The 23487-nt window shown below is 64.0% G+C and carries 26 protein-coding genes; 10 read left to right on the forward strand and 16 right to left on the reverse strand.

Annotated features, from left to right (window positions below; genetic code table 11):
• Nucleotides 1–23: 23 nt before the first annotated feature.
• The gene (locus KRZ98_RS09625; RefSeq protein ID WP_217673343.1) at nt 24–773 is read right to left on the reverse strand and encodes a ComF family protein; all 750 of its coding nucleotides are present in this window, start codon (nt 771–773) and stop codon (nt 24–26) included.
• 41 nt (nt 774–814) lie between these two features.
• On the opposite strand from KRZ98_RS09625, the gene KRZ98_RS09630 reads away from it, so the two are divergent.
• Nucleotides 815–1681 (forward strand): class I SAM-dependent methyltransferase, encoded by an 867-nt coding sequence (locus KRZ98_RS09630; protein ID WP_217673344.1) that lies wholly within the window; start codon nt 815–817, stop codon nt 1679–1681.
• A gap of 21 nt (nt 1682–1702) precedes the next feature.
• On the opposite strand, the gene KRZ98_RS09635 is transcribed toward KRZ98_RS09630, so the two are convergent.
• Nucleotides 1703–2485, reverse strand: coding sequence for a DUF4019 domain-containing protein (locus KRZ98_RS09635; RefSeq protein WP_254798225.1), 783 nt, complete (start codon nt 2483–2485; stop codon nt 1703–1705).
• 75 nt (nt 2486–2560) lie between these two features.
• Nucleotides 2561–3424, reverse strand: a complete 864-nt coding sequence (locus KRZ98_RS09640; RefSeq protein WP_217673345.1) for a metallophosphoesterase — start codon at nt 3422–3424, stop codon at nt 2561–2563.
• A gap of 68 nt (nt 3425–3492) precedes the next feature.
• On the opposite strand from KRZ98_RS09640, the gene KRZ98_RS09645 reads away from it, so the two are divergent.
• Entirely contained in the window at nt 3493–4413 is a 921-nt protein-coding gene (locus tag KRZ98_RS09645; RefSeq protein WP_217673346.1) for a diacylglycerol kinase family protein, read from the forward strand.
• Here KRZ98_RS09645 and KRZ98_RS09650 read toward each other — a convergent pair whose 3' ends face one another.
• A complete protein-coding gene (locus KRZ98_RS09650; RefSeq protein WP_217673347.1) occupies nt 4414–5571 on the reverse strand; it encodes an N-acetyltransferase in 1158 nt (385 codons plus the stop codon).
• 144 nt (nt 5572–5715) lie between these two features.
• Between KRZ98_RS09650 and KRZ98_RS09655 the strand changes: the two genes are divergently transcribed.
• On the forward strand, nt 5716–6783 hold the full coding sequence (locus tag KRZ98_RS09655) for a fatty acid desaturase (RefSeq protein ID WP_217673348.1): 1068 nt from the start codon (nt 5716–5718) through the stop codon (nt 6781–6783).
• Between the two features lies 1 nt (nt 6784).
• On the opposite strand, the gene lptG is transcribed toward KRZ98_RS09655, so the two are convergent.
• Nucleotides 6785–7885: an LPS export ABC transporter permease LptG gene (gene lptG / locus KRZ98_RS09660; protein ID WP_217673349.1), complete on the reverse strand. Its 1101-nt coding sequence runs from the start codon at nt 7883–7885 to the stop codon at nt 6785–6787.
• A 3-nt stretch (nt 7886–7888) separates the two neighbouring features.
• Complete coding sequence (lptF, locus tag KRZ98_RS09665; RefSeq protein WP_217673350.1) at nt 7889–9100, reverse strand: LPS export ABC transporter permease LptF; 1212 nt, start codon at nt 9098–9100, stop codon at nt 7889–7891.
• 130 nt (nt 9101–9230) lie between these two features.
• Here lptF and KRZ98_RS09670 point away from each other — a divergent pair, with 130 nt between their 5' ends.
• Both KRZ98_RS09670 and KRZ98_RS09675 read left to right on the forward strand, forming a co-directional pair.
• Nucleotides 9231–9725, forward strand: coding sequence for a DUF2141 domain-containing protein (locus tag KRZ98_RS09670; protein WP_217673351.1), 495 nt, complete (start codon nt 9231–9233; stop codon nt 9723–9725).
• A 9-nt stretch (nt 9726–9734) separates the two neighbouring features.
• Nucleotides 9735–10703 (forward strand): diacylglycerol kinase family protein, encoded by a 969-nt coding sequence (locus KRZ98_RS09675; RefSeq protein WP_006963431.1) that lies wholly within the window; start codon nt 9735–9737, stop codon nt 10701–10703.
• 497 nt (nt 10704–11200) lie between these two features.
• Here the strand turns inward: KRZ98_RS09675 and xth are convergent, their stop codons facing one another.
• From xth to KRZ98_RS09705, 6 genes are all read right to left on the reverse strand, one after another.
• Nucleotides 11201–11974, reverse strand: a complete 774-nt coding sequence (xth, locus tag KRZ98_RS09680; protein WP_217673352.1) for an exodeoxyribonuclease III — start codon at nt 11972–11974, stop codon at nt 11201–11203.
• Between the two features lie 50 nt (nt 11975–12024).
• Complete coding sequence (erpA, locus tag KRZ98_RS09685; RefSeq protein ID WP_217673353.1) at nt 12025–12351, reverse strand: iron-sulfur cluster insertion protein ErpA; 327 nt, start codon at nt 12349–12351, stop codon at nt 12025–12027.
• Nucleotides 12352–12431: 80 nt separating this feature from the next.
• A complete protein-coding gene (locus KRZ98_RS09690; RefSeq protein WP_217673354.1) occupies nt 12432–13160 on the reverse strand; it encodes a M23 family metallopeptidase in 729 nt (242 codons plus the stop codon).
• A gap of 106 nt (nt 13161–13266) precedes the next feature.
• A complete protein-coding gene (locus KRZ98_RS09695) occupies nt 13267–14067 on the reverse strand; it encodes a ferritin-like domain-containing protein (RefSeq protein WP_217673355.1) in 801 nt (266 codons plus the stop codon).
• A complete protein-coding gene (gene bcp / locus KRZ98_RS09700) occupies nt 14064–14525 on the reverse strand; it encodes a thioredoxin-dependent thiol peroxidase (protein ID WP_217673682.1) in 462 nt (153 codons plus the stop codon). Before bcp ends, KRZ98_RS09695 begins: the two co-directional genes overlap by 4 nt.
• On the reverse strand, nt 14525–17215 hold the full coding sequence (locus KRZ98_RS09705) for a bifunctional [glutamine synthetase] adenylyltransferase/[glutamine synthetase]-adenylyl-L-tyrosine phosphorylase (protein ID WP_217673356.1): 2691 nt from the start codon (nt 17213–17215) through the stop codon (nt 14525–14527). The genes bcp and KRZ98_RS09705 overlap by 1 nt, the downstream gene beginning before the upstream one ends.
• A gap of 97 nt (nt 17216–17312) precedes the next feature.
• Here KRZ98_RS09705 and KRZ98_RS09710 point away from each other — a divergent pair, with 97 nt between their 5' ends.
• Entirely contained in the window at nt 17313–17519 is a 207-nt protein-coding gene (locus KRZ98_RS09710) for a hypothetical protein (protein WP_217673357.1), read from the forward strand.
• Between the two features lie 73 nt (nt 17520–17592).
• Nucleotides 17593–17928 carry a hypothetical protein gene (locus KRZ98_RS09715; protein WP_217673358.1) on the forward strand — a complete coding sequence of 112 codons (336 nt, stop codon included), beginning with the start codon at nt 17593–17595 and terminating at the stop codon, nt 17926–17928.
• 3 nt (nt 17929–17931) lie between these two features.
• On the opposite strand, the gene KRZ98_RS09720 is transcribed toward KRZ98_RS09715, so the two are convergent.
• A complete protein-coding gene (locus tag KRZ98_RS09720) occupies nt 17932–18810 on the reverse strand; it encodes a neutral zinc metallopeptidase (protein WP_217673359.1) in 879 nt (292 codons plus the stop codon).
• A 146-nt stretch (nt 18811–18956) separates the two neighbouring features.
• Here KRZ98_RS09720 and KRZ98_RS09725 point away from each other — a divergent pair, with 146 nt between their 5' ends.
• Nucleotides 18957–20132, forward strand: coding sequence for a DUF3734 domain-containing protein (locus KRZ98_RS09725; RefSeq protein ID WP_217673360.1), 1176 nt, complete (start codon nt 18957–18959; stop codon nt 20130–20132).
• On the forward strand, nt 20129–20920 hold the full coding sequence (locus KRZ98_RS09730; protein ID WP_217673361.1) for a 3-hydroxybutyrate dehydrogenase: 792 nt from the start codon (nt 20129–20131) through the stop codon (nt 20918–20920). The genes KRZ98_RS09725 and KRZ98_RS09730 overlap by 4 nt, the downstream gene beginning before the upstream one ends.
• A gap of 249 nt (nt 20921–21169) precedes the next feature.
• On the opposite strand, the gene KRZ98_RS09735 is transcribed toward KRZ98_RS09730, so the two are convergent.
• Genes KRZ98_RS09735 through KRZ98_RS09740 form a run of 3 tightly spaced genes read right to left on the reverse strand, consistent with a single transcriptional unit; the run spans nt 21170 to nt 21863 of the window.
• Nucleotides 21170–21448, reverse strand: a complete 279-nt coding sequence (locus tag KRZ98_RS09735) for a hypothetical protein (protein ID WP_217673362.1) — start codon at nt 21446–21448, stop codon at nt 21170–21172.
• Between the two features lie 4 nt (nt 21449–21452).
• Entirely contained in the window at nt 21453–21581 is a 129-nt protein-coding gene (locus KRZ98_RS24395) for a hypothetical protein (protein WP_275402215.1), read from the reverse strand.
• 12 nt (nt 21582–21593) lie between these two features.
• A complete protein-coding gene (locus tag KRZ98_RS09740; protein ID WP_254798226.1) occupies nt 21594–21863 on the reverse strand; it encodes a hypothetical protein in 270 nt (89 codons plus the stop codon).
• Nucleotides 21864–22122: 259 nt separating this feature from the next.
• Between KRZ98_RS09740 and KRZ98_RS09745 the strand changes: the two genes are divergently transcribed.
• Nucleotides 22123–23484: an amidohydrolase gene (locus KRZ98_RS09745; protein ID WP_217673363.1), complete on the forward strand. Its 1362-nt coding sequence runs from the start codon at nt 22123–22125 to the stop codon at nt 23482–23484.
• Nucleotides 23485–23487 lie beyond the last annotated feature (3 nt).

The following is a 23487-nucleotide window of genomic DNA, read 5'->3' on the forward strand; positions in this document are numbered from 1 at the left end:
AATTGGGGCTTATCGCGGCTTTGTCAATCGACGCCTTCGCGGGGCAAGGCGCGCGCCCAGCAGAGCAGCCGCACCTCGCCCGCCCCGCCGCGCTTCAGAACGCGGGTGCAGGCCGCCGCCGTCGCGCCGCTGGTATGCACATCGTCGATCAGCAGGATGCGCCGCCCCTTCAGCCCATGCCCGTCCGCCAGCGCAAACGCCCCGCGCACTGCCTTGGCCCTTTGGCCCGGATGCATACCGCGCAAAGGCACCGTCCGTTTGACCCGCAACAGGCTGTGCTTGTCCACCGCCAGTCCTGTCAGCCGCCCCAGATGTTCCGCGATCAGCGCCGACTGGTTGAACCCCCGCCCCCATAATCGCCAGCGATGCAGCGGCACCGGCACGATCAGCGGCGGGTCATCGCCCGCCACCGGCACATGGCGCAGCATCTGCCGCGCGACCAGCCGGGCAAGACCGATGCGCCGCCCATATTTCAGCCGCAGCGCCACCGTGCGCGCCACATCGCCATAGGCCAGCACCGCCCGCGCGCTGTCGAAGGGCGGCGGATCGGCCAGGCACGCGCCGCACGCCGACCCATCCCCCATGTCATGCGGAAAGGGGATCCCGCAACGCGCGCAGCAAGGTTCGCCCAAAAATTCCATGCCGCCCCAGCAAGACAGGCAGAAACCATGATCCTCCCCCACGATCGCCCCGCAACCGGGGCAACGCGGCGGCAACCCATAATCGAGCGCGGGGCGGATCGCGCTCTTGAGAAGCGGCAGGAAAGGCATCATCTGCCTTGTTCCCCCTTCCCGCCCGTTGCACAAGGCCCGGCATGAGCAGCCCCGACATCTTCGACCGATCCTTGCGCAGCATCCGGCGGGACCGGATGCTGACCGATTTCGCCGCCCATGACTTTCTCTATCGCGCCATGCTCGACGAACTGCTCGACCGGTTGGGCGATGTACAGCGCGATTTGCCCGAAGCGCTGGTGATCGGCTGCCCCGATGGCAGCGCCAGGGGAGCGCTGGAAGCGATGGGCAAGCGGGTCGCCTGCATCGACCCCGGTTTCCTTGCCGCACGCGCAAATGGCGGGGTCCAGGGGGGCGGGGTGCAGGGGGATGAGGATGCCCTGCCCTTTGCCGATAACAGTTTCGATCTGGTGATCGCCTGCGGCACGCTCGACAGCGTCAATGACCTGCCCGGCGCGCTGATCCTGATGCGGCGGGTGCTGCGCCCCGACGGACTGATGCTCGCGGCCTTCACCGGCGCAGGCAGCCTGCCCCGGCTGCGCGCCGCGCTGATGGCGGGCGAAGGCGACCGGCCGGGCCAGCATATCCACCCGCAGGTCGATGTGCGATCGGCTGGCGACTTGCTCAGCCGCGCCGGTTTCGCGATGCCGGTGGCGGACGGCGAAACACTCAGCGTGCGCTATGGCGACCTGCTGCGCCTGATGCACGACCTGCGCGGCATGGGCGCGGGCAATATACTGACGGCCCGCCCGCCCGCATTGCGCCGCGACGCGCTGATCAGTGCCGCCGCCCATTTTGCCGATGCCGCCGACCCGGATGGCCGCACGGCGGAGCAGATCGCGATCGTCTATCTCTCCGGCTGGAAACCCGACCCCAGCCAGGCGGCGCCAGCCCGACGCGGCAGCGCGACGGTATCGCTGGCCGCAGCGTTGAAGGGGAAGGCGGGGTAACGCCCGCCCTCCCGCGCCGCTTCACTCGATCGTGACGCCTGCCACGCGCCAGCCGCCATCCTCCCGATCCAGACTGACCGTCTCAATCGCCTCCGCCTTGTTGGCGAAGCGGGTGCGGAATTTCACCACTTCATAACCAGCGGGCGGCGCAGGCAGATTTTCCTGACTGACCAAAATACGCGATAGTGCCGCGCCCAAAGGCACGCGCACCTTTTCCGAGGTGTCGGCCCAGACCTTTGCCGTGTTCAACTGGCGAAAGGACGTAGTGGTGCCACGATAGCTTTCGTCCCAACGCCCCTCGTCCACCAGCGCCAGCCATCGACGCGCCGCATCCACCACCGCCGGGTTCCGCGCAGTGCTGGCGGCGACCGGTGCCTGTGACGAAGGGGCAGATGCGAATTGCGGAATGGCGGTGAGCGCCAACAGGCCAAGGGCAAGCGTCATGAGAGCTACTCCGATGATGATCCAGAAAGGACGGGTGAGCCGCCCCGCGCCGCTGATCGGCGCGCTGTCTTGATCCATCGAACTATCCGGCGCGTCTGCCCGGATTTCCTTGTCCCCCAGATAATCGGGGGATGGCCCCGCACCGCCGCCCTCTGCCTCTAGCAGCAGTCGGGCCGCTTCCCGGCTGCTCGATACCGCCATTTTCCGCCGCGCATCGCGCAACCGCTCGTTGATCGTATGGACGGAAAGGCCCAAATTCCGAGCGACTGATTTCGCGTCATGACCGCGAACGATCAGACGCAGCGTCTGCTTCTCCTTCTCGGTCAGCGCCCAGCCCATATCCGTCCTCTGCGTGTCCATAATGTCCACGGACTAGGTCAGGCCAACGGTAGCAGCTACCCCGAAAAATTTGTATCGTAATCGGGACGCAGTCCTTCACGCCACGACCTCACCGATCGTCGGCCCATCCGCCAAGTCTCGTGACGTCCAGTCCGCCCCGTCATGCCGATATTCAACATGGCTGGCCCGCTGAAACCCTGCGCCGTCCCACACGATCACCTGCAACTCCATCTCGTCATGCCGCAGTACATGCAGCCAGTTGAAGCTTTGCGGTTCGGCGTTGCGCAGGCGGGTCGATGTCGCGGTGCCTGCCTGTATGATCAGCGCGCCGCCCGCCTTCTCCACCATCTTGCGCGCGGCCTGCGCATAGGTGCGATGGAAATGGCCCGCGAGCGCCAGATGCACGCCCGCCTCGCGCGCCGCCTGCACGGCATCATCATGCTGGCCGACCGCCTCGCTTAGCTCCCCGCCCCGGCCGATCGGCATGGCGAACAAGGGATGATGGGTCACTAATATGCGCGTCTTGGCGCTGGCGACCGATGCAAAGCGTTCGCGCAGCATGTCCATCTGGTCATGGTTGATCCGCCCGTCCTTGATCGTCAGTGACCGGGCGGTGTTGAGGCCCAGGATCGCAACCTCATCATCCTCATACCAGGGGCACAGGTCCGGGCTGATATAGCGTTTGTAGCGGTCGAGCGGCGCGGCGAAGCGCCGCATCACGTCATAGAGCGGAATGTCATGATTGCCGGGGATCACCAGCAGCTTCAGCCCCGCCGCGCGCAGCCGGTTGAGCCAGGCCGATGCAGCGCGGAACTGTTCCACCCGCGCCCGCTGGGTCAGGTCCCCGCTGATGATGACTAGATCGGGCCGTCGTTCCTCCAGCCAGGCGGTGGCAGCGTCAACGATCTTGGGATCATGCGCGCCGAAATGAATGTCGGACAGGTGAGCGATACGGGCCATGATCCGATAACGATCCGGCGCGATATGGTTTCCCCGGACCCGAACCGCCTCTCGCGAGTTGTTGTGCCATGGAAACGAAATCCCCGACCCGCACCAATGCCCGCCCTCTGCCGCGTCAGGCCGCGCTGATCGTCAACGCCCATAGCCGCAAGGGAGAGGCGCTGTTTGCTGAAGCCAAGGCAAAACTGGAGCAGGCTGGGGTCGAGCTGCTCGCCGCTCATGCGATCAAAAACCCCGAACTGATGGAAGAAACCGTGGCCAAGGCGATTGCCGACGGTGCGCCGATGGTGATTGTGGGTGGTGGCGATGGATCCATGTCCGGCACGGTCGATCAGCTGGTGGGCAAGGATTGCGTGTTCGCGGTCCTGCCGCTCGGCACCGCCAACAGCTTCGCGCGGACGCTCGGCCTGCCGCTCGATCTGGACGGTGCGGTCGCGACGATTGCCAACGGACGCCGCCGCCGGGTGGATCTGGGCATGATCGACAAGGATTATTTCGTCAACGCCGCCTCGCTCGGCCTCTCGCCGATGATCGGCCAGACGGTGCCGCACAAGCTCAAACGCTATCTGGGGCGGATCGGCTATCTGCTATGGGCGGTCAAATGTTCGGTGGGGTTCCGTGCCTTCCGCCTGACCATTGACGACGGGCAGCAGGAATGGCGGCTATGGTCGACTGAAGTGCGTATCCTCAACGGCCCTTATCATGGCGGGGTTGAGCTGTCCGACAATGCCGATGTCGATACCGGCGAAATCGTCATCCAGGCGGTCGTCGGGCGCAGCAAGCCGCGGCTGGCATGGGACTGGTACGCCAAATTCTTCAAGCTGCGCGACCGCGACGCCCATACCGAGGAGTTTCACGGCAAGGCCTTCACCCTGACCACCCACCCGCGCCAGCGCATATCGATCGACGGCGAAGTGCTGGCGAAAACCCCGGTGGTGGCAAAAGTCGCGCCGGGCGCGATCGAGGTCGCAGTCCCAGCGGATGATTGATCAGAGAGGCTTTTCGTAGAGCTGATAGACCTTATTGATCTTGCTGCCGATCGCCTCGGCAATCGCGTTCATGCCCTGATTATCGTCCAGCACCCAGCTGATCTCGCCGCGCGTCGCTCCATATTGGGCCAGCGCTTCCAGCCGGATCGTCTCGATCATCATGAAGGCCAGCTGACTGGCCAGCCGCGACGCCTGCAACCGTTGCAGCACGCCCATCAACGGCACCCGCATCGTCCGCACCCTGGGCTTGCGCAGCCACCAGAGCAGCTTGGCCCAGCCGAAGGGGAACAGCGCGCCATTGAGCGGCTTGATCGCCTCATTCAGGTCCGGCAGCGTCATCATGAAGGCGACCGGCTCACCATCGACCTCCGCGATCATGATCAGATCCTCGAACACGATGGGTTTCAGCTTCTTGCCGGTATGCGCGATTTCCGAATCGGTGATCGGGACAAAGCCCCAGTTGCGGCCCCAGGCATCGTTGAGGATATTGAGGATGATCGCCGCTTCTGCGTCGAATTTCGACTTGTCGACCTTGCGGATGCGGATGCGGTCATTTTTGTGGCCCGACGCGACGATCCGCTGGATCAGCGGGGGAAAGCTTTTGGTGATGTCCAGTTCGAAGCAGTTGAGCGTCTTGACCGGCTGATAGCCCGCGCCCTCGACCATCGCCTGATAAGCCGGGCTGTCATGCCCCATCATCACCGTCGGGGGATGATCATGCCCGGCAATCAACAGGCCCGGCTCTTCCCAGATCGAAAGCGAGATCGGCCCGACCACACGGGTCATGCCCTGTTCGCGCAGCCATTGCTCGGCGTGTGCGATCAGCGCCGCGCCGACCGCCGAATCCTCCGCCTCGAACAGACCGAAATTGCCCGTTCCCGGCCCCATCCCCTGTTCCGGCGGCATTGCAAGCGCCAGCTCGTCATAATGGGCCGAAATGCGGCCGACGACGCGGCCATTGCGGCGGGCGAGGAAATATTGCGCCTTGGCATGTTCAAAAAACGGGTTCTTGCCCGGCGTCAGCAGCTCGTGCATTTCCGCCTTCAGCGGCGGCACCCAGTTAGGGTCGTTGGCGTAGATCGACCAGGGCAGGTCGATAAAGGCCTCGAGGTCGCCCTTGCCCGAAACGGGGGTAATCACCAGATCATTCTGTGCCACGGCTGCCGCTTTCACCAAAAGAGGGGAGCAGTTCGCCGCTTGTTTGCGGATTGTCAATCACAGGCCGCCGCCAGCCCGCTATCGGGCAGATAATGTCATCGTGCTGCCACGATATCAGCGCATTTGGAGATTAGGACGCCTGCCATGACTGTGCATGATCCCATACTTGCCGCCGCGCAGCGCGCGCGGGCGACCATCCCCGATGACGTGGCGATGCTGCGCGCGGCGGCGGAACTCACCCGCGACCTGTCCACCGCCGATGCGCGCATCTACTGGCCCGATATGCTGGCGTCCGCGCTGATCGGCTGGGGTGCGCTGGCGGGTGCGATCCTGATCGACTATGTGCCGCTGGCCATCGCCTGCGGCGTCGTGGCGATGCTGGCGCTCTATCGGGCGGCGAGCTTCATCCACGAACTCACCCATATCCGCGCTGGTGCGCTGCCCGGTTTCCGGGCGGGCTGGAACCTGATCGTCGGCATCCCGCTGATGATCCCGTCCTTCCTCTATGAAGGCGTCCATACCCAGCATCATGCCCGCACCCGGTACGGCACGGCGGAGGACCCGGAATATCTGCCGCTGGCGCTGATGAAGCCCTGGTCGCTGCCGCTGTTCATCCTTGTAGCCTCGCTGGCCCCGGTCGGCCTGATCCTGCGCTTTGGCGTGCTGACGCCGCTGTCGCTGATCATCCCGCCGCTGCGCGCGAAGGTGGTGGCGGAATTGTCGGCCCTGTCGATCAATCCCGCCTATCGTCGTCGCGCGCCTGAAGGCGCCTTTGCACGGATGTGGGCGTGGCAGGAGGCTGGCGCGTGCCTGTTCGCTCTGGCGCTGGTCGGCAGCGTGTTCCTGTTCGGGTGGAAGCCGCTGCTTGTCTATATGGCGATCCATTCGGCAATGACCGTCATCAATCAGTTGCGCACCCTGGTCGCGCATCTGTGGGAGAATGAGGGCGATCCGATGACCGTGACCGCGCAATATCTCGATTCGGTCAATGTGCCGCCGCCCGGCAGCCTGCCTGCTTTGTGGGCGCCGGTCGGCCTGCGCTACCATGCGCTGCACCACCTGTTGCCCAGCGTGCCTTACCACAATCTGGCCGCCGCGCACCGCAAGCTGATCGCCACGCTCGACCCGCAATCACCCTATCATCGCGGCAATTATCGCGGGATGATGCCATTGGTCGGCAAGATCGCGCGCAGCACGATGGCGGCGCGCTAAGCTATTCCTCTGTCCTGAACAGCACGGTTTCCCCGACCAGCAGGAATAGGAAGAAAGGCGCCCAAGCCGCCAGAAATGGCGGATAAGCGCCAAGGCTGCCCATGGCGAGCGAGAAATTGTCGGCGACGAAATAGGCAAAGCCCAGCGCCATGCCCATGACGGCGCGGACGAAGAGCTGGCCGGATCGCGCGAGGCCGAAGGCGGCGACCGAACCCAATATCGGCATCAGCAGCGCAGACAGCGGCCCCGACAGCTTGTGCCACAAATTGGCCTCCAACTCCGCCGTAGGTCGCCCGGCATCATGCAGGTCTGAAATCGCCGCCTGAAGCTGGCTAAAGGTCAAAGCATCAGGATCGACCTTCGCCAGGGTGAACTGGTCGGGGCGAATGTCGCGGCCAAAGCGGACGGTGCCCACATTGGCCACCGTGCCACGTGCCACGTCGAACTGGCGCGCATCTTCCAGTAGCCAGCTCTTGTTCGCCGCGTCATAATGGCCGCGCGGTGCCTGGACGATGGTGGTCAGGCTGTTATTGATGCGGTTGAAAATCTCGACCTTGCGCAACTGCACCTGCGTGCCGCGCCCCGCCACGATCGCGGCGTTGACCAGATTATTGCCATCGCGCACCCAGGGGTTACTCTTGACCCCGCTGTCGCGCGGGATCGGGCCATAATCGACCGCCTGCCAGGCGCTGAGCGCCGCAGTGGATCGCGCGACGATGCGTTCGTTGAAGGCATAGCTGATCACCGCCACGCCCAGCGCCGCCACCACGAGCGGCGCCAATATCTGGTGCGCGGACAGGCCCGCCGCCTTCATCGAGATAATCTCGCTATTCTGGTTGAGCGTCGCCAGCATCACCAGCGTGCCGAGCAGCACCGAGAAAGGCAGGAAGCGGGCGACGATCTGCGGCACGCGCAGGCCGACATAATGCCATAATTGCGCGTCGCCATTGCCGGGATAGGCAAGGATGTCGCCCGACTGGCCCAGCAGGTCCAGCGTCTGCAACACCAGCACCAGCAGCGCCAGCACCGCCAGTGTCCGGGTGAGGAACAGGCGCGCCATATACCAACTGATCTGGCGCGAGGGGAAGAAAGCAAATTGCATGGGTCAGGCGGCTCCTTCCGCCACGGGCGGGCGTCGGCGGCCCAGCCGCAACAGGCGCACGATCTGCTTGCCGATCTTGGCGAAGGCGACTTCCAGCGCGCCGATCGGCTGGCCGCCGGGGCGGTGCGCAATGACGTGATACATCCAGAAGATCAGGCCCGCCACCAGCAGGAACGGCCCCCACAAAGCGATGATCGGGTCCACCTTGCCCAGCGCACCGACGCTTTCGCCATATTGGTTGATCTTGTGATAGGTGACGATGAAGATGATCGAAAGGAACACGCCGAGCGCCGATGTCGATCGCTTGGGCGGGATCGCAAAGGCAAGCGCCGCCAGCGGCAACAGCATCATCATCACCACCTCCACCATGCGGAAGTGGAAATTGGCGCGCACTTCGTCGCGCAATTTTTCCGGGGTCGCCGGGTTACGGCCGATCACTACCAACTCGGGAATCGTCTTTTCCCGGTCCACGTCGCGCCCGCGGAAATTTTCGATCTGCGGCAGGTCGATCGGCAGGTCATGGCTGGAAAAGGACAGGATTCGCGGCGTTTTATATTTGGGTGCGTCATTGACCAGCACGCCATCGCGCAGGCGGAAGATGATCGTGTCGGGATCGTCCGTCGCCAGGAACATGCCCTGCGCTGCGGTGACCGCAACCGACTGCCCGTCGCGGCTGACGGCGCGCACGAAAATCCCTTGCAGATTGCGCCCTTCGTCCAGGCTGCGTTCGATCCGCATTGTCATCCGCTTGCCCAAACTGGTGAATTCGCCGACCTTGATCGACGCCCCCAGCGCGCCCGATCGCAGCTCGAATCGCAACGCCTCATAGGCGTGGCGGGACAAAGGCTGGACGAAGCCGACAATGCCGAAATTGAGCAGCGCCAGCGCGATCGCATACATGTACGGCACCCGCAGCAGGCGTCCGTAGGAAAGGCCGACGCCACGCATCACGTCCAGTTCCGACGATAGCGCCAGTTTGCGGAAGGCCAGCAATATGCCCAGCATCAGGCCGATCGGGATGCCGAGCGAGAGATATTCGGGCAGCATGTTGGCCAGCATCCGCCATACGACGCTGACCGGTCCGCCTTCCGCCGCGACGAAATCGAACAGGCTGAGCATCTTGTCGAGCACCAGCAGCATCGCGGCGATCACCAGTGTTCCCAGCATGGGCACCGCGATCAGGCGGGCGAGATAACGGTCGGTGGCGGTCAGCATTCTCTAAGTCGTCGTCCCATCACCATGTTTTGGCCGCAAACCCATCCCATATCGGAATCAGGGAAAGTAGCGGGGCGAACAGGGGCTGTCCGTCCGACCCGGTCGGGCGGCTATAGCTTCCAGGAGTCTAATGGTCATGGTAAAAGTTGCAGTGGGTCTGATGTCGGTGGCAGCGATGATCGCAGCCGTCCCGGCAATGGCCCATGGCCAGGAAATCGCCAACGATCTCGAACGCTGCGCCAGCAGCGGGAATGGCCCCGCCGTGCTGGTCGATGTGCGCGGCTTTGCGGCCGCGACCGGCAAGGTTCGCGTTCAGTCCTATCCCGCCACCAAATCCGCCTGGCTGACCAAGGGCGAATGGCTCAATCGTATCGACAGCCCGGTTCGCCCGGCCAATGGCGCGATGCGCTTTTGCGTGCCGGTGCCGCAGGCGGGCAAATATGGCATTGCCGTGCGCCACGATCGCGACGGCAATGGCAAAACGGACATCAGCCGGGACGGCGGTGGTTTTTCCAACAATCCGTCGATCAGCATCTTCAACCTGGGCAAGCCCGGCGTCGAGAAGGCCGCTTTCTATGCCGGTCCCGGCGTGACGAAAATCACTATCACCCTCAAATATATGTGATCAAAAGCCATGGTCTGCGTCGCGCTCCTGTCCAATCCCAAATCCACGGGCAACCGCCAGACCCTGCCGCGCGTGCGCAGCTATTGCGCCAGCAACCCGGACATCTTCCATTATGAAGTGGAGCATGTCGACCAGATTGGCCGCGCGCTCCAGACGATCGCCCGTGTCGATCCCGTCGTCATCGTCATCAATGGCGGCGACGGCACGGTGCAGGCGGCGCTGACCGAGCTGTATCAGGGCGAACATTTCAAGGGTCGGGTGCCGCCGATCGCGGTGCTGCCCAATGGCAAGACCAACCTGATCGCGCTCGACCTTGGCATTCATGGCGATCCGATCAAGGCGCTGGAGCGGATCGTCGCGCTGGCCAAGGCCGGCGTGGACGACCATGTCGTCGCGCGCGAACTGATCGCCCTGTCGGATGGCAAGGTCGGCAGCCGGCCGGTGCTGGGCATGTTTTTAGGGGGAGCGGGGCTGGCCGATTATATGCTCTATTGCCGCAACCAGATCTATCCGCTGGGCCTGTCCAATGGCCTTAGCCATTTCCTGACGGCGATGGCGGTGCTGGTCTCGCTGATCTTCGGCATCCGGGCGAAATTCCTGCCGCCGTCAAGCAAGCCGGTCAGCATCTCGCTGATTCGTGACGGGCAGCTGGCCGGGCGCTTCTCCGTGCTGATCGTCACCACGCTGGAGCGGCTGCTGCTGGGCGTCCAGCCGGGCGACAGCCGTCGCGGCAACATGAAGCTGATGGCGGTCGAGCAGAATTTGCCCGCCCTGCTGCGCCTGATCTTCGCGAGCATCTTCAAGCGGGTCGGCAAGAGCCAGATGCAGGGCATCCATCTGGAACAGGGCGACACCATCCGCATCGAGGGCAATCACAGCAGCGTCATTCTGGACGGCGAACTGTTCGAAGCGTCCGAGGGCAAGCCGATCGTGCTACGTTCGACCCAGCCGGTGCCGTTCCTGCGACTGGCGGCTTAGGGCAAGAAACCAATGGCGGACACTTGCCTGCGCGATAGACGTGCCACATGACGGCATCATTTCGAAGCGCGTGGGGGATTGCTTTGCCAGGCATAGTTGGCCTTAGCTTGCTGTGCATTTTGTCATTGTTCACGATGCCGGCATTTGGAGGCACAGATCAGTATATTAGGTCGCGACCAACATGCGTTGCCGCTGCTCAATATGTGATCCGATCAGAATATCGCCGACTCGCCTCGACCCTCGCGCAGTTCGAACGCGATAACCCATCATATTGCCGCAATGCGCTGAATACCAAAGATGCCGACGGCGCTTGGACCGGGTCGTTGTTCGATCAAATCGTGAATGATGCTGCCTACGTTCGGGTCACCTTCGGCCCAGAATGGCGTTCCGCTACCGGTAGGAAGAGTAGGATCGTGGTCGTCACAGGTTCGAAAGTTAACGATCCGACGTAGCGAAAACTGCCATTCCCCCAAACCACCCGTTTCCGCCCTCACCCCTCACCCCCGCAATTCCACCCAGGTCGGCGCATGGTCGCTGGCCTTCTCTCTGCCGCGGAACTCCTTGTCCACCTGCGCATCGACCAGCCGGTCGGCGGCGGCGGGGCTGAGCAGCAGATGGTCGATGCGGAAACCCGCGTCGCGGGGCCAAGCATTCATCTGATAGTCCCAATATGTCCACACCCCGCCCGCCGGATGGCGGCTGCGCAGCGCGTCGGTCCAGCCATCGGCCAGCAGGCGGCGATAGGCTGCGCGGCTTTCGGGCTGCATCAGCGCGTCACTGGCCATCGCCTTGACCGAATAGACGTCATCGTCGCGCGGGATGACATTATAGTCGCCCGCCAGGATCGCGGGGATTTCCTCCGCCCAAATTTCCGCCGCGCGGGCGCGCAGGCGCTTCATCCAGCGCAGCTTGTAATCGAATTTGGGGCCGGGCTGCGGATTGCCGTTGGGCAGATAGATGCTGGCGACGCGCACGCCCTTCACATCGGCTTCCAGATAGCGGCTATGCTCATCGTCCGGCTCACCATCCAGACCGCGCCGCACCTCTACCGGGGTTTCGCCGCGCGCAAGGATGGCGACGCCGTTAAACCCCTTCTGCCCGTGCCAGATGACGCCGTAGCCTGCGTCCTCGATATCCTTGGCCGGGAAGGTTTCGTCCGATGTCTTGATTTCCTGCAGGCAGGCAATGTCGGGCCGCGTTTCGTCCAGCCATTCCAGCAGGCGCGGCAGGCGGGCCTTGGTGCCGTTGATGTTGAAGGTGGCGATACGCATGGACGATTCTCCTCGCCCATGTCCCTAATGGGAAGAACCGCTTTTGGCTATCAGACCGAGAAGCTGGTGCCGCAACCACAGCCTGCGGTGGCGTTAGGATTGGTCACCTTGAACGCTGCGCCGCCAAGGTCGGAGACGAAATCCACCGCCGATCCGCGCACCAGGTCCAGGCTGACGTCATCCACCACCAGAGTCACGCCATCGCGCTCGACCGACAGGTCGTCCGCCTCGATGCTGTCGGCCAGACCGAAACGATATTGGAAGCCCGAACAGCCGCCACCCTCCACCGCCAGCCGCAGGATCGCAGGCTTGCCCTGTTTGGCGGCAATCGCGGCGACACGGGCAGCGGCAGATGGGGTGAGATCAATATCGGTCATGGCACCCTAGATAGGATGACGCAAAAGCCCCGGCAACCCATGGGGTGCCGGGGCTTTTGCGAATGTCGATAAAAGCGCGATCAGTCGACGCTCTTTTCCTCCGCCTTGGTCGGGCCGCCCATGGCGATCGGCGGCTTGCTGTTCATCGCCACCAGATAATCGGGACCGGCGACGAAGGGCAGCGGGTTGATCGCGGCGCCGTCGACACGGACTTCATAATGGAGGTGGCTGCCGGTCGAGCGGCCGGTCGAGCCCATCAGGCCGATGATCTGGCCGCGCTTGACGAAGCTGTTGGCTGGCACGAGCAGCTTGGACATATGGCCATAGCGCGTTTCCATGCCGCTGCCATGCGAGATCTGGACGAGGTTGCCATAGCCACTGGCCCAGCCTGCGCGGTTGACGATGCCGTCGGCAGTGGCATGGATCGGGGTGCCGGTGGGACCGGGAATATCGATCCCCTTGTGCATCCGTGCGCCGCCGTTGAAGGGATCGGACCGGACGCCGAAATTGGAGGTCAGCGACAGTTTTTCGACCGGGCGGCCCGACGGGATATAGGCTGCGGTCTTGGCATTGCCGTCCAGGCGCTGGAGGCTGGAGAAGAGATTGGAGAAACCGACATCCTGCGGCCCAAGGGCGCTGGTGTTGATTTCCGACGCATCGCCATAGGGATCGTCTGTTTCGGTCGCATGGGCCGGGGCAGCGGCGCAGAGCGCGCCTGCAATGCCCAGTCCTGCAAAAATCTGTGTCGCCTTGAAGGCAGAATGGAACAAACGCGCACCACGAGTATTGATCATATCAAGTTCAAACATGCCGACCCCGACTGTGTCACCGGAGGCTTATGCCCCTCGGAGCTTCCCGTGTTACTTTTTGGCGACTTGGATCGCCCCCGCAGTTACGCAGACTGCAAATCGCCGGTCATGTTGCAAGCGCGGCGTAGAATTCCCGCGTTAAACCGGCCTGTCGACGCGCTGAGTCGTTGAACGGAGGCTTAACCGAACCACGAAAATGCCTTTTCACAAGCATTTGGTAATGATTTGGGGCGGATAGGCCCAATCGGTTCGTCGCCGCGAGGAACCATGTCGTCCCAGCGGCGACATGGCGAATCTCGTCCGCCATGATGCGTCGCAAAAATTTGGCGGAGGTGAAATCCCCTGCCCCCTCGAACCGCTCGACCGTCGCAGGCGTAATGTCGAGCGCGCGGGCTTCCAGCACCATCGGCACGATCGCCAGCCGGGCGAGGACGTCATGCGCGGTCTCTTCCGCCGCCTGCCACAATCCGTCATGCGCGGGGAGCGCGCCATAATGGCTGCCGCACTGGCGCAGCCGCCGGTCCAGCAGGGCGAAATGCATCGCTTCTTCCGCGCCGACCTGCATCCACTCATCCGTGAAGGCCGCCGGGAACTGATCGCCGAAGCGGCCGATCAGGTCGAAGGCCAGGTCGATCGCGACAAATTCGATATGGGCGAGCGCGTGGAGCATGGCGATGCGGGACCGTTCCGACCCCATCTTGCCGCGCCGGGGCATTTGGCCGGGATGCAGCAATATCGGCGCTTCTGGGCGCGCTGGCTGGTCGGGCATCGTCCCATCGAACCGATGCGCCAACCGGCCCAGCCGCCACGCCCGCGCCACCGCGCGCGCGGCCATGACCTTGGCATGGGGATCGGCGGTCAGCAGAACATGGCGGCACGCCGCACCGAGGCTATCGGGCAGGATCAAAGCGCCCTCGCCGCCTCCAGCACCTCGGCGGCATGACCCTTGACCTTCACCTTGGGCCAGACCCGTGCGATGGCGCCGTCCGCGTCGATCAGGAAGGTTGCCCGCTCGATCCCCATATATTTGCGGCCATAGAGCGACTTTTCGACCCAGGTGCCGAACGCACCGCAGGCGTCGCCCGGCTCGTCCGACGCCAGCGTGACGGTCAGGCCATATTTGTCGGCGAATTTCTTGAGCTTGGCTGGCTTGTCCTTCGACACGCCGACGACCGGCACGCCGATCGCGGCAAAGTCGCCGGCCAGTTCGGTAAAGTCCTTCGCCTCACTGGTGCAGCCGGGCGTATCCGCCTTGGGGTAGAAATAGACGACCACCGGCTTGCCGCGATAGCCGGCCAAGGTGAAGTCCGCGCCATCACTATCCTTGAGCGCGACGTCGGGTGCGCTGTCGCCTTGTACCAGCATCATCTGTCCTCCTGATAGGGCGCGGCAAGCGCGGCCCAGGCTTGGCCTATGCTTTGCCGCGCCTTGGCATAGCTTTCAAGCAGACTGTCCCAATGGTCAGCCCCGCAAGCCCGCGCAACCAGCGGACGGGTCGCTTCGGGCGGCTCTGTGGACGAAGGCGACACTAACCTGGACACAATCAGATAGCGTGTGATGAGGTCGTGGGCGGTGATTAGCTCAGCGGGCAGATGGCCCGCCGCGACCAGCGTCGCCAGCGCCTTGCCCAGGTCGGGATCAAAGGCCATGCCGTAGCGGAATTGGGTGATATGGATCAGGAATTCGAGGTCGACCAGACCGCCCGGCACCAGCTTGACGTCCAGATCGCTGGCGGGCGGCTTGTGGGTGGCGATGTCACCCCGCATCTTGACTGCTTCGCGCGTCATATCATTGATATTTCGATCTTTTTCCAGCGTTTCGGCCAGAATCGCGGCCAGCGCCGTGCGCGCCTCAGCCGATCCGAATATCGGCCGCGCCCGCGTCAGCGCCAGATGCTCCCACGCCCAGGCCTCCTCCCGTTGATATTTGGCGAAGCTGTCGAAACTGACCGCCAGCAAACCCTGCGCGCCGGACGGTCGCAGCCGCGTATCGACCTCATAAAGCGGGCCGGACGCGGTATGCACTGACAACGCGTTGACGATCCGCTGCGCCAGCCGGTTGAAATATTGGGTCGCGCCCAGCGGCTTGGGTCCATCGGATTCGGCCCGGAAATCGCCGGTGAACAGGAAGATGACGTCCAGATCCGACGCATGGGTCAGCACCCCGCCGCCCAGCCGCCCCAGAGCGAGGATGACGATCTCACCACCCGCCACCTTGCCATGCGCTGCCTCAAACTCGGCCACTGTCCGGGCCGCCAGCGCCTCGATCGCCGCTTCCGCGACCCGGCCATAGCCGCGCCCTGCCTCCAGCGGATCGCCGCCCCGGATGATCTGCGCGCCCAGCGCAAAGCGGCGATCGCCAACCCTCTGACGCACCCGGTCGAGCAAGGCCTGATAATCCTCGCCCGACTCCAGCGCCGCCAGCTGCGCCGCCAGCACATCGACCGGCGGCGGCGGGTCGAAGGCGGTGGCGTCGATCAGCCCGTCGAGCAGCTCGGCCCGCCGCGCCAGTGCATCGGCCAGCGTCGGCGCATGGCTCAATATCTCCGCCAGCAGCGCGACCAAAGCGGGACGCGCGGCCAGCAGCTTGAAGAAGTTGATCGCGCTCGGCAGCCGCCCGATCATGTCGTCCAGCCGGTTGAGCGCGCGCGACGGATCGGGCGCGGTCGCCAGCGCGCGCATCAGGCCTGGGAGCAGGCTTTCCAGCGCCTCACGCGACAGGCCACTGCGCAGCGCGCGCACCTTTCCGCCACGCCAGTGGGCGATCCGCGCCAGTGCGGTTTGCGGATCGGCAAAGCCCATATCGGCCAGTTGCGCCGCCAGCAGCGCCTCATCCTGCGACAGCGAAGCATCGTCCTTTTCCGGGCTGAGCCGGTCATAATTGCGCCCGACCCATTCGACCTGGGGCCGCAGCAGGTCGAGCAAAGCGTCGCCATCGGCCAGACCGTGGAGCCGCGCGACATTATCCATGGCGGCTGCCGATTTGGGCAGTTCATGGGTCTGCAAATCCTCGACCATCTGGAGCCGATGTTCGATCGTGCGGAACAGGACATAAGCTTCGTCCAGCTGGGTCGCGACGTCAGGCTCGATCACGCCCGCCTGCGCCAGCGCGGCCAGCGCCTGACGCGTATTGCCCGATCGCAGCGCCGGATCGCGCCCGCCATGGATGAGCTGATGCACCTGCGCGAAAAATTCGACCTCGCGAATGCCGCCGCGCCCGCGCTTCAGATCATAGCCCGGCCCGAACGCCTGCCCCTGCGCATAATGGTCGCGAATCCGGCGGCTGATATCGACGATCGCGTCGATCGCGCTGAAATCAAGATGCCGCCGCCACACGAACGGGCGGATCTGGCGCAGGAAATAATCGCCCAGCGCGATGTCGCCCGCCGCCGCGCGCGATCGGATGAAGGCGGCCTGCTCCCAGCCCAGCGCGGTCGATTCATAATAGCCGATCGCCGCCTCCACCGGCAGCGCAATCGGCGTGGCTTCGGGCGAGGGGCGCAGGCGCAGATCGACGCGGAACACATAGCCGTCAGCATCACGGGCGGTCAGCAATTCGCTCATCCGCCGCCCGATTCGAACCGCCGCATCGGCGGGATCTTCGCGCGGCCCATGCGGCAGGGTTGCGGGGTCATAGAGCAGGATCGGGTCGATATCCGACGAATAATTGAGTTCGCGGCTGCCATGCTTGCCCAAAGCCAGCACGACAAAACCCTTATGCTCGGCATCGGGATAGCGTTCGGCCATGGCGGCGGCCAGCGCCTCCTCCACCGCGCTATCGGCGAAGTCGGACAGGGTGCGCGTCACCCGGTCCAGCCCCCAGGCCCCCGACAGGTCAGCCGCCGCTGTTACCAGCGCGATCCCCGTACGCCGCCGCCGCAGCGACCGGGCGACGCCATCCTCCGGCCTGCCCAACGCCTGCGCGACGGCCAGCGCCGCGTCCATATCACCGGTCGCCAGCGCCTCCGCAACTTCTGGATAGCGATCCAGCGCGCGTGTCAGGAAGGGCGAATGGCCGCGTATCCGTGCCTGCGTTTCGGGCCAGTCCGTCACCATCGTCTCTCCCCCTGCGGCGGGCGTGCTTTGGGGCGCTATCGCTTGGGCTTGCGACGAACGCCAGAAACTTTTGTGTGCGCCGTCCGTTCTTACCGACATGGAAATGCAGCGCAAATCTTCCGGCCGATCGGCACCGGGTCGCCAAGGCGACGACGGGCGGATTGTGACCGTCGCGCTCCCCCTGCCCTATGAGGGCGTGGGCAATGCGCTGCGTTCCACCTATGCGCCACCGCGTGACGCATTGCCTGACGACATGACCGCGCTGCTGGCCCGGCTGGACAAGTTCGGGCAAGTAAAGGGCTGATCAGCGCGCAGCTTTTTGTTTACCCATTCTGACTATTGCTGGCCAAGACGTCGGCCAGCAAGAAGTTCAAGCCATGATATATCGCAATTTCGCTATCTGTACGCTGGTCGTCGCACCGCTGATCGTGCTGGCGGTGGACAATATTATGCCCAAACCGCCGGAATCTGCGCCTGTGCAGGGTAATATCGCTGACGCCCCGCCCCCGGTCTCCGTTCCTATGGCACCTCCCGTCGCCCCGCCATCGGCAGACGCGAGCGCGCCCGGTTTCGGTCAGCCGATGGCGCAAGCGGGTCAGCCGATGCTGGCCCCCGGCGCTGGCCTACCCGAAACGACGGTCGAGCCGGCGGTCGAAACCGACCAGATGGTGACCCCGGACGCAGCGCCGCCCGGATCACCCGACGCGGAATAAGCGTCAGACCGACCCCTTGAACGTGTCGCACTGGGCCGGATCGCCGGTCGATAGCCCCTTGCGCAGCCAAGCCATGCGCTGCGCGCTGCTGCCATGGGTGAAACTTTCAGGCACCGGCCGGCGACCGGCGGCCTTTTGCAGCGTATCGTCGCCAATCGCCTCAGCCGCGCGCATCCCTTCTTCCAGATCGCCCGCTTCCATCAAATTGGTATCGCGCGCTGCCCAGACTCCGGCATAGCAGTCGGCCTGCAATTCCATCTGCACCTGAAGCGCATTGCCGTCGGCTTCCGACGCGCTTTGCTGCGCCTTGCGAATCCGGTCCGCCTGCCCGGTGACCGTCTGGATATGATGGCCCACTTCATGGGCGATGATATAGCCGATCGGGAAGTCGCCCGGCGCGTTGAAGCGGGTTTCCATTTCATTGAAGAAATCGGTGTCGATATAGATGCGCTGGTCGGCGGGGCAGTAGAATGGTCCCATCGCCGCCTGCGCCGCGCCGCAGCCCGACTGGCCATTCTGGCTGTAGAATACCAGCGTCGGCGGGGGATATTGTTCGCCTGACGCCTTGAATATCTCGTCCCAGCGACGCTCGGTCGATCCCAGTACCTTCAAGGAGGTGCGCTGAATGTCGGTCAGCTCGGTCGTGGCGGGCCGTTCGGTCTGGACGGGCTGGCCCCCGCCGCCACCCCCGCCGATCAGGCTGAGCGGATTGATGCCCATCACCACCATGATGATCAGCGCCACGACAATGCCGCCGCAGCCGAACCTGCTGCCGATCAGCGGCAGGAGCATCCCCAGCCCGCCGCCAAAGCCGCCACCGCCGCCACCCCGGCCGTCCTGCACCTCGAAATGGCTGCTTTCCTGTTCGTCGTCGAGACGCATGACGCCCTCCCTGTTTAGGCTTCTGCCTACCCGATTCACGGAATGCTGCAAACCGCCGGGATGGGCAGAGGGTTGCGGACAAAGCAAATTTTATCTGGCGACATAAAGTTGGATTGCGGTCGGCAAAGACTATATTGCACCGCATCATGGATATTCAGCCCAAGCCCCTCCGCCGCGCCCGCACGCCTTTGCCCCTGCCCCGCGAAGTGGCGCTGCTGCTTCAGGGGGGCGGTGCGCTGGGTTCCTTCCAGTCGGGCGTCTATGAGCGGCTGGACGAACTGGGGGTCGATGTCAGCTGGGTTGCGGGCATTTCGATCGGCGCGATCAATGCCGCGATCATCGCGGGCAACCCGCCGCACCGGCGGATCAGCCGCCTCAAGAAATTCTGGTACACCGTGTCGGGCGGGATGCCCAATATCCTGCTGCCCGACATAGACCATATTCGCGAGATCGCCCATCTAGCCGCTGCCGGCACGGTCGCGACCTTCGGCGTGCCTGGCATGTTCCGCCCGCGCCTGTGGCCCGCCACGATGATGCCCGAAGGATCGGCGGGCGCGATCAGTTTCTATGACAGCGCGCCGCTGAAAGACACGCTGGACGCCTGTATCGACTGGGATCTGCTGAACGACGGGCCGGTGCGGCTGTCGGTCGGCGCGGTCGATGTGGAGACCGGCAATTTCGCCTATTGGGATACGCGCGGCCCCGGCGGCAACACCCGGATCGACGCGCGCCACATCATGGCATCGGGCGCGCTGCCGCCCGGCCTGCCGCCGGTCGAGATTGACGGGCGCTGGTATTGGGATGGCGGGATCGTGTCCAACACCCCGCTTGCCCATGTGCTGGACCATCAGACCGAAGATATGCTGGTGTTCCAGGTCGACCTCTTCCCCGCCGAAGGGCCGATGCCGCGCCAGATGACCGACGTCTATTCGCGCGCGAAAGATATTCAGTATAGCAGCCGCACCCGGCAGGTGACGGACCAATATCTGCGCCTGCGCCGCGAACATGGGGCGATCTGCGCGCTGCTCGACAAGCTGCCGCCCGAATTGCGCAACGAACCGGAGGCGCAGAAGCTGCGCGACATTCTCGACGGCGGTTCGATCAACATCGTTCACCTGATCTATCGCAGCCGCAACTGGGAAAGCGGCGCGAAGGATTTTGAATTTTCCCGCGCCACGATGCTGGACCATTGGAGCCAGGGCCGCGACGCAGTGGAGGAAGTGATGCACAAGGGCGACCTGATCGCCCGCAACATATTGGACGGCAAGAGCGCGACCTTCGACCTGGACGCGCCCGATCATCTCAAGGAGAAAAAGGCATGAGCAAGGCTTTTGCGGGCAAGACGGCCCTGATCACCGGTTCGACCTCCGGCATTGGCCTGGCCTATGCCAAGGCGCTGGCGGGCGAAGGCGCGAATGTCGTCATCAATGGATTTGGCGACAAGGATGCGATCGAGCAGGAGCGGTTGGGGCTGGAGGCGCTGAGCGGGGCGAAGGCGCTCTACAGCGGCCACGACCTGACCAAGCAGGACCAGATCGAGGCAATGATGGCGGAGGCGGCGACGGCCTTTGGCGGGGTTGATATCCTCATCAACAATGCCGGGATGCAGCATGTCGCCCCGGTGGAGGATTTTCCGGTCGACAAATGGAACCTGATAATCGCGCTAAACCTCACCAGCGCATTCCACACGACGCGGCTGGCGGTGCCCTATATGAAGGGCAAGAAATGGGGCCGGATCATCCAGACCGCCAGCGCCCATTCGCTGACCGCATCCCCGTTCAAGAGCGCCTATGTGACCGCCAAACATGGCCTGGCCGGTTTCACCAAGACGGTGGCGCTGGAAGTCGCGACCTTCGGTATCACAGCCAACTGCATATCGCCTGGCTATGTCTGGACGCCACTCGTTGAAAACCAGATTCCCGACACGATGAAGGCGCGGGGCATGACGCGCGAGCAGGTGATGAACGACGTGCTGCTGGCGGGCCAGCCGACCAAGCAGTTCGTGACGGTCGAACAGGTCGCGGCCATGGCGATGTTCCTGTGCAGCGACGCCGCCGCCAACATCACCGGCGCGAATATGAGCATCGACGGGGGGTGGACGGCGCAGTGACGCGCCGACGTGACTGATATTTAGCGCCCGATGGTTACACCTGATCCGTTCGTCCTGAGTAGCCGCTGAGCTTGTCGAAGCGGCGTATCGAAGGATGCGTATGGACGCGATGCTTCGATACTTGAACAGGTGAACCATCCCCCGGATGGTTCAGGATCGTCCGGGGGACGATCCGACCTGTTCAACTTAGACTTCGCTCAGTCCCTACTCAGCACGAACGGACGTTATGCAAGCTAAAGCCATCGCGCTCTAAGTCGCCTTCGGCTCCAGCAGGCGCAGGACCGATTGCAGGCCATCCTCGCTCGCCGTCGCCAGCGGCAGGGGGCGATCGGGCAGGCCGTCATGCTGGCTGTTGAGGAACAGGATCGCGGCAGGCGCGCCCAGTTTCTCGATCGCGATGCGGGTGACGCGGCCCTGCCGTTCGGCTTCCGCCGGGGACAGGCGCACCGCATTATGCGGAACGAAGCGGCGGCCCGGCGATGTGCGGTTGGTGGCTGGCGCTGGCTGAACAGGGGTGTCGGTCGTCATCTTGTCAGCTTTTCAGCGTCACGATGCCGACCGGGCCGGGCTTGGTCGACGGGTTGGACGCATTGGCCTTGGGCGGCTTTTCCGCCTTGGGCTTGCGCGTTTCGCGGCTCGATTTCTTCTGACTTTTGGCCATGGTCTGGGTCTTTCAGTTTGCGGACGTGAACGGCTGTTGCGCTGCGTTCAACGCCGCTTCGGCATCATCCTCGGCACGAAATTCGGCGGCGATCGCTTCATCCTCCGTCTCCACCGTGCGGGTCGCGCGGCGGCGTTCGGCGCTGGCGGCGAGCTTTGCTTCGCGGCCCCAGGCATTGGCGGCGGCAACCGCGACGCGGCGGGCGTTGGGCAGAGTTTCGGACAAGGAACGGGCGTGATGGATCGACTGCTGGGCAAGGCAGAAGGCGGATGTCTGGGCCATGAGCAGGCTCCTTTGCACGAGGAAATCGGGATAGCAGGGCGACAGGGCGCGCTTCGTCACACGCGCGCGGGTCAGTCATGTCGCAAGGGGGCGGACGATCATGGGGCCGCTCAGTGCGGCGGATCGTTCCTTTCACTTGTGAAATAGGTTGGATGGCACGACTTTACAAGGGCGGGCGCTTTTTCATGATCCGGCCCGCAGCCCCCTTTAACGCTCGTAAAATCCCCTTATGCTGCGGGCAACCAAGGGAGACTTCATCATGCGCCATGCGCTCACGGCCATATTGGCCGCCGCCAGCCTGTCGTCCATCGCTACCGCCCAGACCGAACCGACGACTCCAGCCCCCGCACCGGCTGCGCCGCCGCAAAGCGCGATCGGCGCGACGATCGCGAAGGATATGGACGGGCTGATGACGCTCTATCGCGATCTTCACGCCAATCCCGAACTGTCGGAGCAGGAGGTGAACACCGCCGCCAAGCTCGCCAAACGCCTGAAAGCGATGAAATTTGACGTAACCGAAAAGGTCGGCGGCACCGGCGTCGTCGCGGTGATGAAGAACGGGTCCGGCCCGGTGCTGCTGATCCGCGCCGATATGGACGGCCTGCCGGTGGTGGAGCAGACCGGCCTACCCTTCGCATCGAAGGTGCGGACCAAGACCCCCGAAGGCGTCGAGACCGGCGTAATGCACGCATGCGGCCATGACACGCACATGACCGCCTTCATCGAAACCGCGAAGCTGCTGGCGGCGGCCAAGGATGAGTGGAAAGGCACGCTGGTGATGATCCTCCAGCCCGCCGAAGAGGTCGGACGCGGCGCGCGGCTGATGCTGGAGGATGGGCTTTATACCCGCTTCCCCAAGCCGACCCACGCCATCGCTTTTCATGACGCGGCCAATCTGGAGGCGGGCAAGATCGGCTATACGCCGGGCTATGCGCTGGCCAATGTCGACAGCGTTGATATTTTGGTGCGGGGCGTCGGCGGCCATGGCGCCTATCCGCAAACGACCAAGGACCCGATCGTGCTGGGATCGCGGATCGTGGGGGCGCTCCAGACCTTGGTCAGCCGGGAGCAGGAACCGTCCGACCCGGCGGTCGTGACGGTGGGCAGTTTCCAGGGCGGGGCCAAGCATAATATCATCCCCGACGAAGCGAAATTGCTGCTGACGATCCGCAGCTATTCGGACGAGACGCGGGCCAAGCTGATCGAGGGAATCAAGCGGATTTCGCGCGGCGAGGCGATTGCGGCAGGGGTGCCGGACGACCGGATGCCGGTGGTGACGGTGAAGGACGAATTTACGCCCTCCACCTATAATCCACCCGAATTTGCCGAACAGATGGCAGGCGTGCTGAAAGAGCATTTCCCGCAAGACCAGGTGGTCAAGACCCCGGCGGTGATGGGCGGCGAGGATTTCGGCCGCTTCTATCGCGCGGACAAGAGCATCAACAGTTTCATCTTCTGGGTCGGCGGCGTGCCTGCCGACAAGATGGCGGCGGCGCAGGCGGGACAGGTGACCCTCCCCTCGCTCCACAGCCCTTTCTGGGCGCCACAAGCCGACCGGCTGATCGCATCCGCCAGCGAAGCGATGACGGTGCTCGCGCTGGATATATTGAAGAAGGAGTAGGCT

The sequence above is a fragment of the Sphingobium sp. AS12 genome (genome assembly GCF_019097845.1).
GTDB lineage: Bacteria > Pseudomonadota > Alphaproteobacteria > Sphingomonadales > Sphingomonadaceae > Sphingobium.